The organism is Winogradskyella pacifica, from assembly GCF_003386275.1.
GTDB lineage: Bacteria > Bacteroidota > Bacteroidia > Flavobacteriales > Flavobacteriaceae > Winogradskyella > Winogradskyella pacifica.
On record NZ_QREI01000006.1, the window covers coordinates 119,097 to 134,443 of the forward strand.

The window sequence follows — 15,347 nt, forward strand, 5'->3', positions numbered from 1 at the left end:
TAAATACTTTAGATAACTCAGATTCTTCTCATTGAGATTCTTCGCTGCTCTCAGAATGACATCATTTAATACGATAACATAAATGGAAATTTTAGACTGGATACAAAATTGGCTTAAAGAGAATGCTGATGGTGAATGGGAAAAAGGCGATGCCGTTCAAATTACTACTATAGACAGTCCGTTAGGTTGGGATGTTGAAATTGATATTTCAAAAACATCTATAGCAAATCTTGAAATTAAATGGATTCTTAACGAAAACGGAAAACAAGATTGGTATGGAGTTAAAATTCAGAACCAACGATTTAGAGCAGCTGGTGATGCTAGTAAACTGACTTTTCTATTGAATCTTTTTAGAGAGATGATTGAAAAAATTGAAAACGAAGATTAGCATTTTCTTGACTAAACCTAACGTTTTTAAGAAAATAGATGACTCTCAAAACCGGAAAAATAGCTTCAAAACTATAAATAAACGTTAAATACTATTTTATATCTAACCGATTGTTTAGTTTTGTACCGTAGTTAGAAATAATGGCAAGAAAAAAACAATATAACGAAGACGACGTCGTAGAAAAAGCCATGAACCTTTTTTGGAAAAATGGTTATGAAGCGACATCAATGCAAATGCTCGAAAAAGAAATGGGCATTAATAAGTTTTCGATATATTCTAGTTTTGGTAATAAACACGGTTTGTTTCTTGAAAGTTTAAAACACTATAAAACGAAAGTCAGTGCGACGTTATTAAGATTTAAAAATGGCACAAATGGAGTTGAAGACATTAAACAGTTTTTTCACGACTCTATAAATTCCAATTTTAAAGTTGGCAATCAAAAAGGTTGTTTGGTGACTAATACGTACAACGAGTTTTCAGAGAACGAAGACCAACTTATAAAAGACGAAATGACATCTTTTATGGGGAATTTAAAAGCTCTTATTATAGAAAAACTACAGATGGATGCTTCAAAAGATGAAGACACCGTTTTAAAACAAGCAAATTACTTACTCTTAGCAAAACACGGCTTAGCAGCTGCAGCACGAGTGAACACAGCTCAAGAAATTGAAGATTATATTGAAATGACCTTCAAAAATTTATAATCCTTTTTTTTTGCAAATAACTAAACGAGCGTTTAGATAAATTTAACATTTACAAATAATAAAAAAGAAAAATTATGACAACTTTAAAAATTCACAATATCGAAAGTGCACCAGAAGAAAGTAAAGCATTATTAGAGAACTCTCAAAAAGCTTACGGAATGATTCCTGGTTTACATGGCGTTTTAGCTGGAGCACCAAAAATATTAGAGGCTTACCAAGCTTTACACCAATTATTTGTTGACTCTTCATTTAACGAAGAAGAATTAACAGTGGTGTGGCAAACTATCAACGTAGAACACGCTTGTCATTATTGTGTTCCTGCACATACAGGTATCGCAAAAATGATGAAAGTAGATGATGCTATCACAGAAGCATTACGTAACGAAACACCACTTGAGAGTTCAAAATTAGAAGCTTTACGTACCTTAACATTAACTATTGTTAGAAATCGTGGTTACGTAACGCAAGATGATTTAGATGCATTTTATGCTGCTGGTTATGGTGAAGCACAAGTCTTAGAGATCATCTTAGGTTTATCTCAAAAAACAATAAGTAACTATGTAAATCATATTGCAAATACACCTGTAGATGCAGGATTTAAAGCATTTACATGGTCTAAAGAGAATGTGGCTAAATAATCCCTATAAACCAGGCCACAGGTTGATTAATAGCTTTAAACCTTCCGTTAATTCGGAAGGTTTATTAATCTTTAAAAATTACAATTATGATAAAAGTTTCTGTAATGTACCCTAATAGTAAAGACGTACAATTTGATACGGACTATTACCAAAATAAGCATTTACCAATGGTTGCAGAACGTGTTGGTAACGCCTTAAAAGGATTAGAGTTAGATTTGGGTATCGCAAGTAGAGTTCCTGAAGAACCGGCTCCTTATGTTGCTATTGCACATTTATTATTTGATGATGTAGCGTCTTTTCAAAAGGCTTTTGGCCCTCATGCAGCGACCTTTGCTGCTGATGTAAAAAATTATAGTAATGTACAGGCAGAGCTTCAAATTAGTAAATTGATTATCTTTAAAACTAAAGACTAGAGATTATAAAGGTGTTTAAATGAAAATTGAAGGAGAGACGATAAAACAAATAGCCAATAAGAGCTTCCAAGCAGTTTTTAGAACTACTACGGAACCGCCTGGCTTTATTCACCTCGTTTTCAGCAAAAAAGAAATAACACCTTATCAATTCAGGTCTATTATGATAGACCTAAAAAAAGAATTATCAAAACTTAGTGTTTCAAAATTTAATAAAAAACTAAGTTATCATTGGCTAGTTCGATTTGATCAGCAGGTGACTACACCTTTTCATGTAGATAATGCTACAGATCAATCTATATTAATGTTGGGTTATGAGCCTAGTGCTATTAAAAGTGAATTGCACATAGCGGATTATTATACTTACGCTAATGAAGCCTTTGAAGCACCTGAAGATTATTTTAATAATTTTTCACCTGTTTTTAAAGATAATGAGAACGTATTATTACCTTTTATTTCAAAATTAAAGTTAGTTAACATGGATAATTATTCTATTCTTATAATTAATAATAGCAGTCCGAAATCTGATGTCGATACGTTAGGTGTTTTTCATAAAGCTTTAATTATAAATAAAGATTTAAATAAAAACAGAATAGTTAACTCTATGGTTTTAAATGTAGTGTCAAGAGATCAAGTTACAGAAGATGAACAAAGGGAAAATAGCTTTCTAAATACTAATCTAATTAGCAAATAATAAAATTAGTATAACGGATATACATATAAAATTTAATTAAAAATAAAAACATGGCAAATAAATTAAAAATAGATATCGTTTCAGATGTAGTTTGTCCTTGGTGTACCATTGGTTACAAACGTTTAGAAAAAGCGATTTCAGAATTAGGAATTGAAGACCAAATAGATATAGAATGGCAACCTTTTGAGTTGAATCCGAATATGCCAGCCGAAGGTCAGAATGTGATAGAACACATTACTGAAAAATACGGTTCGACCTTAGATCAACAAAGAGCATCGCAACAACATATGGCAGATGCTGGTGAAGAATTAGGTTTTAAATTCGATTATTTTGATGAGATGCGTATGGTGAACACCTTTGATGCTCATATTTTATTAGAATATGCTAAAGACTTCGGGAAACAAACCGAATTAAAAATGGCATTCACTAAAGCGTTTTTTAGCGACAGAAAAGATGTGTCTAAAAAAGACGTCTTAAAAGAGACACTTTTAAGTGTTGGTTTAAACGCAGAGGACGCCTTAGCTAAATTGGATAGTGAAGACGCACGACTAGAAGTAAGAGAAAAACAAGGTTATTGGAAAGAATTAGGGGTCAACTCTGTACCAACAATTGTGTTTAACAGAAAAAGTGCCGTTACCGGAGCGCAACCTGTAGATACATTTAAACAAGTGTTATCTGAATTAATTGCTGAACAGAAATCCATCTAACGCAGCAGTTGGCTATATTCAAATTATTTATATAAAAACCGAAAGCATAATAATGAAAAACAACAGGAGGAATTTTATTAAAAACTTAGGAATTATGGGTACAACAGGAATGTTAATGCCAAACATAGTTTTAGGAAACACACAAAAAAATAAAAACATTATGACAAACACAACACGACCTAAAGTATTATTTTTTGATGTTAATGAAACGCTTTTAGATCTCACCCAGATGAAAAAGCAAGTTGGTGAAGCGCTTAATGGTAGAGAAGATTTACTATCGCTTTGGTTTACTACCATGCTACAATATTCATTAGTAACAACCGCAAGTGGCCAATACGAACACTTTGGTAATATTGGCGCGGCAGCTTTACAAATGGTTGCAGCAAATAATGATATTACAATTTCTGAAAAAGAAGCCAGAAACGTCATTGTAAATTCTTTGAGAGGCTTACCTGCGCATCCTGATGTAAAAGCCGCATTGGCTCAACTAAAAAAAGACGGTTATAAATTGGTATCGTTTACCAACTCATCTAATGAAGGTGTAAAAAAACAATTTGAAAGCGCTGGATTAACCGACTATTTTGATGAACGACTAAGTGTAGAAGATATAGGAAAATTTAAACCATTTACAGATGCCTACACTTGGGCAGCACGTAAAATGGGTGTAAAACCTGAAGAATGTATGTTAATCGCAGCGCATGGTTGGGATGTTGCCGGAGCCGTTTGGGCTGGTTGGCGAGCTGCATTTATCAGCAGACCTGGTCAACAATTATTCCCATTAGCACCAACAACAGAAATTGTAGAATCAGATTTACAAAAGGTAGCCGATGTTTTGGTGACTTATAAATAAAGTGACAATAAAAAATATTGAATAAAAAAAGGAGCTTCTAAAAAGAGCTCCTTTTTTATTATTGGTATTATATTAAGAACAAACATTCTTAACTATAAAAAGCGGATTTTTTAAATCTAAGACTCCTAATTTCGTAGGAGTTCTTTTACCTCATCAAAATCCAAACCACCATAATTACCAGAACTCATTAACAACAAACTCTTGTTATCAAAGTTCTGAGAGAACAAGAAATTTTTAAAATCTTCTGGATTGGTGTAAATGATTAAATCATCGCGCTCAAAAGCATTTGCAATTTGTGCTTCTGTAACTTCTTCTAATTTCTTTATTTCAACAGCATGTGGAGAATAGAAAACGACCGCTACATCTGCGGCATCTAAAGCTCCTTTATATTCTTTTAAGAATTCGGCATTAAGACTGCTATACGTATGTAATTCTAAACAAGCTACTAATGTTCTATCGCTATATTGTTCTTTTACTGCTTTGGTTGTCGCTTCTACTTTACTTGGTGAGTGTGCAAAATCTTTATACGCTACGCTTGTCTTAGATTCTGCAATTTTCTCTAAACGTTTGCTCGCACCTTTAAACGTAGAAATGGCTTCGTAGAAATCGTCTTCATCGATGCCCATATGTTGGCAAATCCATTTGGCACCAGCTAAGTTATTTAAGTTGTGTGCACCAAAAACTTCAATTGGCATTGGACCTTCTGGAGTTTCTAATAAAGTTTCACCATCTTCAACGGTGTATTCTGGTGTTTTGTAGGCTATTTTTCGAATCTGATTTTCGGAAGCTTCCACGACACGCTTTACTTCAGGATCTTCTTCGTTATAATTAATACTTCCACCTGTGACAATAGAATCTACAAAAATGCTGAATTGCTCTACGTAATTCTCATACGTTGGAAACACATTAATATGATCCCAAGCAATACCACTTAACAAGGCAATATTAGGCTTATACAAATGAAATTTTGGTCGTAAGTCAATTGGTGAACTCAAATATTCATCACCTTCCAAAACGATAAAATCATTGTCTTCTGTAAGTTTTACCATCACATCAAAACCGTCCAGTTGTGCACCAACCATATAATCCACATCACGATCGTGGTAATGCATCACATGTAAAATCATGGAAGTAATCGTTGTTTTTCCATGACTTCCACCAATAACAACTCGTGTTTTATTTTTAGCTTGTTCGAATAGAAATTCAGGATAACTGTAGATTTTTAAACCGAGTTCTTGGGCTTTTAACAATTCCGGATTATCAGCTTTAGCATGCATTCCTAAAACAATAGCATCTAAGTTTGAAGTAATCTTTTCAGGATACCAACCAAAAGCCTCAGGCAATAAACCTTTAGCATCTAATCTCGATTTTGAAGGCTCGAAAATAGTATCGTCGCTTCCTGTAACTTTATAACCTTTATTGTGAAGTGCTAAGGCCAAATTGTGCATTGCTGCACCACCAATAGCGATAAAATGTACGTTCATAGTATCCTTAAATGTATACCGTAAAAATACTATAAGTTTTTTGAAATGAGAATTTATCAAACAAGGTTCTCGATACGATTTTCTCGTACCTCAAAAATCACTCGAACTGACAAAAGGACTAAATAAAAAAAACAAACCACTAAACTCACACGATACGTCAGTTCAAGTGTTTAGTCATTCGAAGTGCAACAAAGAAGGAATACATTTATCGAGATCAGAAAATAAAATTAAATCGCCTCCTTAAACTCTTGAAATACATCAATATCAGGCAAACCAGAAATTGCTTTATTGATCCAAATCAAAGCTTCTGCCCTATTGTTTTTATGCTTGTAAATTTGCGCCAAACGATAGTAGGCCCATTCTTTGGGCACTCCGTCTTTTGCAGAATGGTTTGAAAGATAAACTTTCAGCATGCCTTCACCTTTATCTAACTGAATATTATAATCGGCACAAACTTTCCCGATCTGATAATGCATCGCATTACGTTGGTGTTTATCTTTAGCTTCTTCTAGATTTCCGATGGCTTTTTCTGGTTGCTTTTGACCTTCGTAGAAATTGGTCAATTTTTCATAACAGGTTACAGAGCCACCAACTTTTATAGCTAGTCTATAATATTTTTCGGCCAATTCTGGTTCGTCATCATATTCGTAAACATAACCTTTAGCCAAGTAACCATCAACTTTAGATAATTGTTCTAACTGTTCGGCATAACTTAAAGCTTTAGAAAAACTACCGCCTACAATGCCCGGTAACGACACATACAACTCTACCAAGGCCCAACGGGTTTCAATATGATTCGGATCGAGTTCCGCAGCCTTTAAAAATGCCTCTTTAACATCACCAATAATACCTAATGCTTTTAGCTTACTTATGCTTAGCGCTTTCATGCCTAACGCACCACCAAATTTATAGTGGTAATTTGCATTACTCGGTTGCCTTTGAGTTAAGGTTTTATATTGCTCAATAGCGTCATCCCATTTTTTTTGATACCCATAAGCATCACCCAAAAGCTCAATAGCATCGTTATCACCAGAATTGGTTTTTAAAAACAAAAGCATCTCGCTTTGCGCCTTTTCATACGCTTTATTTGCAATAAAAGCCTCAGCCTTTTCCTTTGAAGTCTGAGAGAAACACATTGAAGTCAATAATAAAATCCAGAAGAAACGATACATAGAACTATAGTTATAAAACAAAAATACAATTTAAGACTTAGTCGTAAAATCTTAATTTAATAACGTTTCCTTTCACTTACAAATTGTTTAACTTCACTCATTCAAATAAGACGTTCACTACTTATTACTTTTTTTGGAATACATTTTGAATGTATTTTGTAGAAATTAATAGAATGTGTTTATATCTAAATTAACATAAACAGATTCGCCAAAAAATCACCGCTTTTGCGACAACTACTATGAAAAACTATATATCAATACTCATGATACTTTGCTTTGCTTCCTTTTCTAATGCTCAAAATGATTTTGAAAATCAATGGAAAGACGTGGACAAATTCGAATATGACGGCCTTACTAAAAGTGCTGCCGATTTGGTTGAAACTATTTATAAAAACGCCGTTAAAGCTGACAATACCCAACAACGCATCAAAGCATTATTACATATCAGTAAGTATATGCTCATATTAGAAGAAGATGCACAACTCAACATTGTGAATCGGTTTAAAACCGAAATTGACACAAGCAAAGACCCCGTCACAAAGCATCTTTTAGAGAATATGTTAGCTACCATGTACTGGCAATATTTTCAACAAAGTCGTTACCAATTTTATAACAGAACTAAAACGTCAGAAAAGATAAGTGATGACTTTAGAACTTGGGATTTAGAGACTATTTTTAATGAAATTCATGTGTATTATCAACGTTCACTTGAAAATGCAGACTTATTACAACACCAATCATTAAACGATTATGCTGTACTTTTAAATGAATCCAAAAATTCTAAAGACTATCGCCCAACACTATTTGATTTATTAAGCCATAATGCACTCAAATTCTATAAAACTGACGAAAACAGCATCACACAACCTGCTTACAAATTTAGTATTGATAACAATCACTTTATTGCTGATAGTGAAATTTTCACAAGTATAGATTTAACCTCTAAAGACAGCTTATCGCTTCAACGCAATGCGTTAAAAATTTATCAAGATTTATTGAAGTTTCATCGTAAAGACAAAACTTCAAAAGCCTTTGTAGATGTGGATATTGAACGCTTAAATTTTGTAGCGCAGCATGGTACGTTTTCAAACTTAGAAGACCAGCTTCTTAATACATTACAATCGACATCAAAAAAATTAAAAGCTTCAGAATTATCGACGTTGTACGATTATGAAATTGCTAAGCTGTATGAAAAACAAGGTAATTTATTCAATCCTACACTAGGAGAAAATGACAATAACAGCAAAAACCAATGGAGACTAAAAGAAGCGATAGCAGTATGTAATGCGGCAATTGCTAAATTCCCGAATAGTATTGGCGCTGAAAAATGTGAGTTTTTAATAGCGCATATTGGTAAGCCCAACTTAGAGCTTCAAACCGAAGAATTTATTCAAATAAATTTACCTTCAAAACTATTAGTAACTTATAAGAACTTAGAACATTTAGACTTTAAAGTTTATAAAGTTTCACAAAAGCAATTAGAGGCTTTTAATGAGATTTATAGCGTAGATGATAAAGAGGCTTTCTTTAAAAAACTGAATCCTGTTGAAACGTTTTCGAGTGTATTAAAATCCGAAGGCGATCACCAAAATCATAGCACTGAAATTGTATTACCAAATCTAAATAATGGTTTATACATCGTTAAAGCCGATACTAATACTGACAACTACACGAATGTTTTTGCTACAGCGCATATTCAAGCTACGAATTTAGCCTTAATAGAGAGCTCAGAAAATGACAGCCATATTTATCAAGTTATTGATAGATATAATGGAAAACCTCAAGCTAGTATTAAGGTGAAACTCTCCTATAATACTCACAACAGCAAACAATTTACGAAAGTATTTACAACAGACCGTTTTGGAAAATTTCAATTCACAAAAGACAATAACTATTACAATAGCATTCAAATAGAAGTCAACTCTAAAGACGATACGGCTTATTTTGGCAACTATTACATCAACCGAACTTACAACCAAGATGAAAACAACGATACACAGTACCGTAACTTCTTATTCACGGATCGAAGTATTTACAGACCAGGACAAATAGTTTATTTTAAAGGTATTGCTACCAAATCTAAAAACGAAAAAACAACGGTTTCGGCTGATGCAACTGTAATAGTCAAATTAATGAATGTTAATGGAGAGGTTGTCAAGGAAATAAATTTATTAACTAATGAATTCGGTTCGGTTCATGGAGAATTCTTACTACCAAACGATGGTTTAACGGGTAATTACACTATTAATATGTTTAGTGGAACTAATAGTTATACCAATATTTCTGTGGAAGAATACAAGCGACCAAAGTTTAAACCAGAATTTCAACCTATCACAGAAACTTACAAAGTAAACGATAGCATTACGGTAAACGGAACGGCAATCGCTTTTGCCGGGAGTACTATTACAGATGCTAAAGTGGTGTATCGTGTAAAACGAAATGTGAAATTTCCGAGTTGGTATTATTGGAGACGTCCATATTTTAATGTGGAAGCCCAAGAAATCACTTTTGGTGAGACTAAAACAAATGCTAAAGGAGAGTTTGAAATTATGTTTAAAGCGCTTCCGGATGAAAGTGTCTCTAAAGAAAATCTCCCTGTTTTTAATTATGAAATCACAGCAGATGTGACGGATATTAATGGCGAAACACGTTCAACGTCTACCATTGTTAATGTTGGTTATCATGCCATGACACTCAATATTATTGCTCCTCAGAAAATTGATAAAGATCAAAAAGAAATTGAATTCACTTTAGCGTCGCAAAATCTTAATGGTGAATTCGCACCAGCAAAAGGACAATTAAAAATATATAAATTAAATGCACCAGATCGTGTTTTAAGAACACGGCCTTGGCAAGCACCAGATTACCAAACGCTTTCTGAAATTGAATTTAAAACACTATTTCCTCATGAAGCCTATTATGATAATGAAGGTCAATTAACCAATTGGACAAAAGGCAAAGCGGTTTTTAATACTGAATTTGATACCGAAAAAGATAAAACGATCATTCTAAAACGTCTTCACAAATGGGATTCTGGTCAATATATGATTATTGTAGAAAGCAAAGATAAATTTGGACAAACGGTAAAAGACCAAGTGTTTACATCTCTTTTTAGTGATAAAGACAAAACGGTTGCAGACCACCAATTGTACGAAGCGCAATTGGATAAAGACACTTACGAGATCAATTCTATGGCAAAACTAACTTTAGGTTCTGCCGCAGAACATATAACCGTTACTGTTGAAATTGAAAAAGAAGGTAAAATTATAATGACGCAATTAGTGGAGCTTCATAATTCAAAAGAAACAATTCTTATACCTGTTTTAGCAAGTGATGTAGGAGGTTTTGCCATTCATACGTCTTTTGCAGCGTTCAACGAATTTAAATCTCAGAGTTTTAATGTTAGTGTCCCTTACCCTAAAACGGATTTAGATATTGAAACCACAACGTTTAGAGACAAACTACAACCAGGACAAGATGAAACCTGGAGTTTCAAAATTAAAGGCCCTAAAGGAGATAAAGTATCTGCTGAATTATTAGCAAGTATGTATGATGCCTCTTTAGATGAATTCAGATCTCATAACTGGAATTTTAGTCCTATTAACAACCCTGTTTATCATGGAAGACTGGGTAAAAATTCTAGACAAAGTTTTGGAAACACTAATTTTAGAGTATTCAATAATTTTTATACAGATGTGAAATATCCATATCAAGGTTATGATGAACTGAATTGGTTTGGATTTTATTTTGGGGATAATTATTATTATTATTCAACCAAAAGTAAAAGACGCTCTTCAACGGGAGATGTAGCTATGGTTTCAGATTCTGCAGAAAACAAAAAGGCTTTAAATAATTTAAATGAAGCAGTTTCAGGACTTAATATAGCATCTGGCTCAGGTCAACCTGGATCTGACAACTCTATTATTTTGAGAGGCACAGGATCTATAACTGGTAACAGTGAACCTCTTTTTATAATCAATGGAAACATAGCAACAGAAACACAATTTAGATCTATCGAAGCTTCAGATATTTTAGAGTATACGATCTTAAAAGCTGAAGAAGGAACTGCTCTATATGGCGAAAAAGGTAAAAACGGAGTTATAATAATTACAACTAGCCAAGGTCTTAGTGACTTGCAAAAAGTGGAAGTCCGAAAAAACCTAAACGAAACCGCATTCTTCTTTCCACAATTGCAAACCGATAAGGAAGGCAACGTAAGCTTCAATTTCACGGCACCAGAAGCTTTAACTAAATGGAAATTACAACTCTTAGCACATACTAAAACTTTAGAAAGTGCCGTGACGAAATTAGAAACAGTGACGCAAAAAGAATTGATGGTAATACCGAATGCCCCTCGTTTTTTAAGAGAAGGAGATCAAATTACGATTAGTACAAAAATTGCAAATCTTACGGACAATGAATTATCTGGAATGGCTCAATTGATTTTAACTGATGCTGTGACAGGTAAATCGATTGATACAGAACTTTCAAATTCTAGTAACACATCTCCTTTTGTAGTTGATGCGAAAGGCAACACACAAGTGTCTTGGAGTTTAAATATTCCAAAAAACATCCAAGCGGTACAATATAAAGTGATTGCAAAAGCTGGTGATTTTAGTGATGGCGAGCAAAATGCCTTACCTGTTTTATCTAATAGAATGCTAGTTACAGAAACGCTACCAATGTGGATCCGTTCTAACCAAACAAAAACATTCACTTTAGATAAACTGAAGAATACTACCTCAACAACGCTGAGTCACCATAAGTTAACCTTAGAAATGACATCGAATCCGGCGTGGTATGCTGTACAAGCCCTACCTTATTTAATGGAATATCCTTATGAGTGTAATGAGCAGACATTTTCACGTTACTATGCGAATGCCTTAGCCCAACATATAGTAAAATCGAATCCAAGAATTGAAGCCGTTTTTAACCAATGGAAATCTACTGACGCATTGCTTTCTAATTTAGAAAAGAACCAAGAATTGAAATCATTATTGATTGAAGAAACACCTTGGTTACGTGATGCAGAATCGGAAACGGAACAGAAAAAACGTATTGCCTTATTATTCGACCTTAATAAAATGAACAACGAATTGCAATCTGCTGTTCGTAAATTAAAGAACAATCAACACGGTTCTGGAGCTTGGCCTTGGTTTAATGGTGGTCGTGATAATCGATTTATTACCCAACATATTATTGCTGGTTTTGGGCATTTGAAACAACTAAATGTCAGCCTGAGCGCAGTCGAAGGTTCTATGATCGAAAACGCCATAGACTATTTAGATACCGAATTTGTTAAAGAATATAAAGACATTAGAAAACACAACAAAGATGCTGATTTAAGCAAAGATCATTTGTCACATACCCAATTGCATTATTTATATACACGAAGTTTTTACCCTGAAATGACACCTTCGAAAGAAGTTCAGAATATTATGGAGTATTACCAAGGACAGATTCAGAAATATTGGTTATCGCGTTCATTATACGCGAAAGGCTTAATGGCCTTAACCATGCATAGATCAGATGATGCAAAAACGGCTGGTAAAATTGTAAAATCATTAAAAGAAAACAGTATTACTTCAGAGGAATTAGGCATGTACTGGAAAACCAATACCAACTCATGGCACTGGTACCAAGCACCAGTTGAAACACAAGCCTTAATGGTGGAGGTGTTTTCTGAAATTGGTACAAGTATACAAAGTGAAGCAAAGAATCTCGAAGTTGTAGACAATCTAAAAATATGGTTACTAAAAAACAAGCAGACCAACAGTTGGAAAACGACTAAAGCCACCTCAGAAGCTGTATATGCGTTATTGCTACAAGGCAGCGATTGGCTTAGCGTTACAGAACAAGTAGACGTTAAAGTAGGTGGTGAAACAATTTCACCTTCAACATTAGAAAACGTAAACGTAGAAGCTGGCACAGGATATTATAAAACATCTTGGAATGGTTCTGAAATTAAACCAGAACAAGCCAATGTTACCATTACTAAAAAAGGTGAAGGTATTGCTTGGGGAGCTTTATACTGGCAGTATTTTGAAGATTTAGACAAAATAACTTCAGCTGAGACGCCATTAAAATTGAGTAAAAAATTGTTCTTAAAATCGAATACTGATAAAGGTGAAGAAATCACCGAAATCACCTCAACAAGTAAATTAAAAGTAGGAGATTTAATTAGAGTTAGAATTGAATTGAGAACCGATCGCACCATGGAATTTGTGCATCTTAAAGATATGCGTGCTGCTGGTTTAGAACCTGTAAACGTACTATCGCAATACAAATGGCAAGATGGTTTAGGTTATTATGAAAGCACAAAAGATGCGGCCACCAATTTCTTTATGGACTATTTACCAAAAGGTGTTTATGTATTTGAATATGATTTAAGAGTGAATAACGCCGGTGACATGAGTAACGGCATTAGTACTATTCAGAGTATGTATGCGCCAGAATTTAGTAGCCATAGCGAAGGTGTTAGAATTACGGTGGACTAAAAACTTAATTGATCTTTAAATATATAGGATTGTCTTCTGGAGATTTCAATTTCTTCTCCAGAATTCATTTCTATTTTTAGTTTCCCGTTAAACCAAGATACGACTTTCTTAACGTGGTTGATATTAATGATCTGCTGACGGTTGGCTCTAAAAAACACATCTGAAGGTAACTTTTCTTCAATTTGCGCAAGTGATTTATAAATTAGAGGAGTATTGGAATCAAAAAAGACACGTGTATAATTACCTACAATTTCAAAGAGTGAAATATCCTGAATTTTAACCAACCAACACTCTTCACCGTCTTTAATAAATATCTGCTTATCTAAACGCAGACCTTCTTCTTTTTCAGTTGTGGTAGTTGATGTCGCATTAATTTTTTCAAGAACTTTAGTGATAGAACTCGAAAAACGTTTTTGACTAATAGGCTTCAATAAATAATCGAATGCATTGTACTCAAAAGATTTAATAGCATAATCATCAAAAGCGGTTGTAAAAATAGTTATTGGCACGTCATCAAGCATTTCAAGAAGTTCAAAACCATCTTTCTCTGGCATATTAATATCCAAGAAAAGTAAATCAGGATTTGTCTTAGTAATCAGCTCAAAACCTTCATCTACATTTTCAGCTTCACCAATAAGTTCTATGTCTTGGTGAGCTTTTAATAGTTCTTTTAACTCATTACGAGCTAAACGCGAATCTTCTACAATAACAGCTTTTAAAGTTTTCATACGATTGGCATTTTAATAGTGGCAACCACTTTATTTTCGATTTCTTTTAACGTAAAGGTCGCATTTTGACCATAAAGTAATTCTAGACGTTTCTTTATATTCTTTAAGCCTAACTGCGTAGAATTTTCGCTTTTCTGTAATTTCCCAGAATTAGTCACTTCAATTTGTAATTGATGATCCGACACAAGCGTTGATAAAACTACTTCACCTCCACTTTTTATATTTGAAATACCGTGTTTAAGCGAATTTTCAACCAACATTTGAATAATCATTGGTGGAATTTGTTTGTTTAAAGACGCTTCATCAATATGGGTTTCAAATTGTAAACGGTCTTCAAACTGAATTTTAGAAATTTCAATATAGTTTTCTACCATCTCTAATTCATCTTCTAAAGAAATCGAATTCAATTCACTTTTGGTGAGCGAATACCTTAAGGTCTCAGATAAATTGGTTAACATGTTTCTAGCCACATCGGCATCTTCAAGCATAAGCCCACGAATGTTATTCAAACTATTAAACATAAAATGTGGATTGATTTGCCCTTTTAAAGTGTTGAGTTGTGCTTCTTTTAAATTCGCTTCTAACGCTAGTTGTTTTACTTTAATGGTGTTAATATAATACACCAACTTCAATGTTAAAACAACAAACAACCAAACCACAAAATAGGCTAAAAAATGAGGCACGTTTGTTAACTTTTGAAGTAAGGTTAATTCGACACCGACATTTAAAAAATAGTTAGCAGGAATCGTTAACATAGGCCAAAGTACACTATGATAAATAATTTGAGTTGCTACAACTACGGCTATAAGTTTGTAAACATCGCTTTTAGAATAATCACCGATATTAAAGTAATTTTCGATAAAGTATAGAATAATAAACGATAATATAAAACCTAATAAGCCACATAAGACACCTTCGGTTAATAAGTAATAAACCCGGTTAATTGATTCTTCACCTCCACCTCCATAGGATATCTTGTCTATAGTGAGCATAAAAAGCGCGAATAAAATCCACCCAAAAAAATTAATAATCCAGTATTTATAGTTTGTTAAAAGCTTCATTTATTCTTCTTTAG

12 protein-coding genes are annotated in these 15,347 nt (G+C 33.6%); 8 read left to right on the forward strand and 4 right to left on the reverse strand.

Going from position 1 to position 15,347, the window contains the following annotated elements:
* The first annotated feature begins 82 nt into the window (after positions 1-82).
* The 7 genes from DFQ09_RS13195 (at position 83) to DFQ09_RS13225 (ending at position 4,391) form a co-directional block, all read left to right on the forward strand.
* The gene (locus DFQ09_RS13195) at positions 83-388 is read left to right on the forward strand and encodes an immunity 53 family protein (protein WP_092469675.1); all 306 of its coding nucleotides are present in this window, start codon (positions 83-85) and stop codon (positions 386-388) included.
* 140 nt (positions 389-528) lie between these two features.
* Positions 529-1,092, forward strand: a complete 564-nt coding sequence (locus tag DFQ09_RS13200) for a TetR/AcrR family transcriptional regulator (RefSeq protein WP_115811088.1) — start codon at positions 529-531, stop codon at positions 1,090-1,092.
* 74 nt (positions 1,093-1,166) lie between these two features.
* Positions 1,167-1,730 (forward strand): carboxymuconolactone decarboxylase family protein, encoded by a 564-nt coding sequence (locus DFQ09_RS13205; protein ID WP_092469443.1) that lies wholly within the window; start codon positions 1,167-1,169, stop codon positions 1,728-1,730.
* Positions 1,731-1,816: 86 nt separating this feature from the next.
* The gene (locus DFQ09_RS13210) at positions 1,817-2,143 is read left to right on the forward strand and encodes an EthD family reductase (protein ID WP_115811090.1); all 327 of its coding nucleotides are present in this window, start codon (positions 1,817-1,819) and stop codon (positions 2,141-2,143) included.
* Between the two features lie 19 nt (positions 2,144-2,162).
* Positions 2,163-2,834 (forward strand): hypothetical protein, encoded by a 672-nt coding sequence (locus DFQ09_RS13215; protein ID WP_115811092.1) that lies wholly within the window; start codon positions 2,163-2,165, stop codon positions 2,832-2,834.
* Positions 2,835-2,884: 50 nt separating this feature from the next.
* Complete coding sequence (locus tag DFQ09_RS13220) at positions 2,885-3,541, forward strand: DsbA family oxidoreductase (RefSeq protein WP_115811094.1); 657 nt, start codon at positions 2,885-2,887, stop codon at positions 3,539-3,541.
* A gap of 94 nt (positions 3,542-3,635) precedes the next feature.
* Positions 3,636-4,391: a haloacid dehalogenase type II gene (locus DFQ09_RS13225; RefSeq protein WP_115811296.1), complete on the forward strand. Its 756-nt coding sequence runs from the start codon at positions 3,636-3,638 to the stop codon at positions 4,389-4,391.
* Positions 4,392-4,516: 125 nt separating this feature from the next.
* On the opposite strand, the gene DFQ09_RS13230 is transcribed toward DFQ09_RS13225, so the two are convergent.
* Both DFQ09_RS13230 and DFQ09_RS13235 read right to left on the reverse strand, forming a co-directional pair.
* Complete coding sequence (locus DFQ09_RS13230) at positions 4,517-5,875, reverse strand: UDP-N-acetylmuramate--L-alanine ligase (RefSeq protein WP_115811096.1); 1,359 nt, start codon at positions 5,873-5,875, stop codon at positions 4,517-4,519.
* Between the two features lie 227 nt (positions 5,876-6,102).
* Complete coding sequence (locus DFQ09_RS13235) at positions 6,103-7,047, reverse strand: tetratricopeptide repeat protein (RefSeq protein WP_115811098.1); 945 nt, start codon at positions 7,045-7,047, stop codon at positions 6,103-6,105.
* Between the two features lie 239 nt (positions 7,048-7,286).
* Between DFQ09_RS13235 and DFQ09_RS13240 the strand changes: the two genes are divergently transcribed.
* Positions 7,287-13,544: an alpha-2-macroglobulin family protein gene (locus tag DFQ09_RS13240; protein WP_115811100.1), complete on the forward strand. Its 6,258-nt coding sequence runs from the start codon at positions 7,287-7,289 to the stop codon at positions 13,542-13,544.
* Here DFQ09_RS13240 and DFQ09_RS13245 read toward each other — a convergent pair.
* Positions 13,541-14,272, reverse strand: a complete 732-nt coding sequence (locus DFQ09_RS13245) for a LytR/AlgR family response regulator transcription factor (RefSeq protein WP_115811102.1) — start codon at positions 14,270-14,272, stop codon at positions 13,541-13,543. The two genes, DFQ09_RS13240 and DFQ09_RS13245, sit on opposite strands and share 4 nt — an antisense overlap.
* Positions 14,269-15,333, reverse strand: coding sequence for a sensor histidine kinase (locus tag DFQ09_RS13250; RefSeq protein WP_115811104.1), 1,065 nt, complete (start codon positions 15,331-15,333; stop codon positions 14,269-14,271). Before DFQ09_RS13250 ends, DFQ09_RS13245 begins: the two co-directional genes overlap by 4 nt.
* Positions 15,334-15,347 lie beyond the last annotated feature (14 nt).

Coding starts and splice junctions, on each gene's coding strand:
- DFQ09_RS13195 (WP_092469675.1), top strand. CDS start 83: ATGGAAATTTTAGACTGGATACAAAATTGGCTTAAAGAGAATGCTGAT.
- DFQ09_RS13200 (WP_115811088.1), top strand. CDS start 529: ATGGCAAGAAAAAAACAATATAACGAAGACGACGTCGTAGAAAAAGCC.
- DFQ09_RS13205 (WP_092469443.1), top strand. CDS start 1,167: ATGACAACTTTAAAAATTCACAATATCGAAAGTGCACCAGAAGAAAGT.
- DFQ09_RS13210 (WP_115811090.1), top strand. CDS start 1,817: ATGATAAAAGTTTCTGTAATGTACCCTAATAGTAAAGACGTACAATTT.
- DFQ09_RS13215 (WP_115811092.1), top strand. CDS start 2,163: ATGAAAATTGAAGGAGAGACGATAAAACAAATAGCCAATAAGAGCTTC.
- DFQ09_RS13220 (WP_115811094.1), top strand. CDS start 2,885: ATGGCAAATAAATTAAAAATAGATATCGTTTCAGATGTAGTTTGTCCT.
- DFQ09_RS13225 (WP_115811296.1), top strand. CDS start 3,636: ATGGGTACAACAGGAATGTTAATGCCAAACATAGTTTTAGGAAACACA.
- DFQ09_RS13230 (WP_115811096.1), bottom strand. CDS start 5,875: ATGAACGTACATTTTATCGCTATTGGTGGTGCAGCAATGCACAATTTG.
- DFQ09_RS13235 (WP_115811098.1), bottom strand. CDS start 7,047: ATGTATCGTTTCTTCTGGATTTTATTATTGACTTCAATGTGTTTCTCT.
- DFQ09_RS13240 (WP_115811100.1), top strand. CDS start 7,287: ATGAAAAACTATATATCAATACTCATGATACTTTGCTTTGCTTCCTTT.
- DFQ09_RS13245 (WP_115811102.1), bottom strand. CDS start 14,272: ATGAAAACTTTAAAAGCTGTTATTGTAGAAGATTCGCGTTTAGCTCGT.
- DFQ09_RS13250 (WP_115811104.1), bottom strand. CDS start 15,333: ATGAAGCTTTTAACAAACTATAAATACTGGATTATTAATTTTTTTGGG.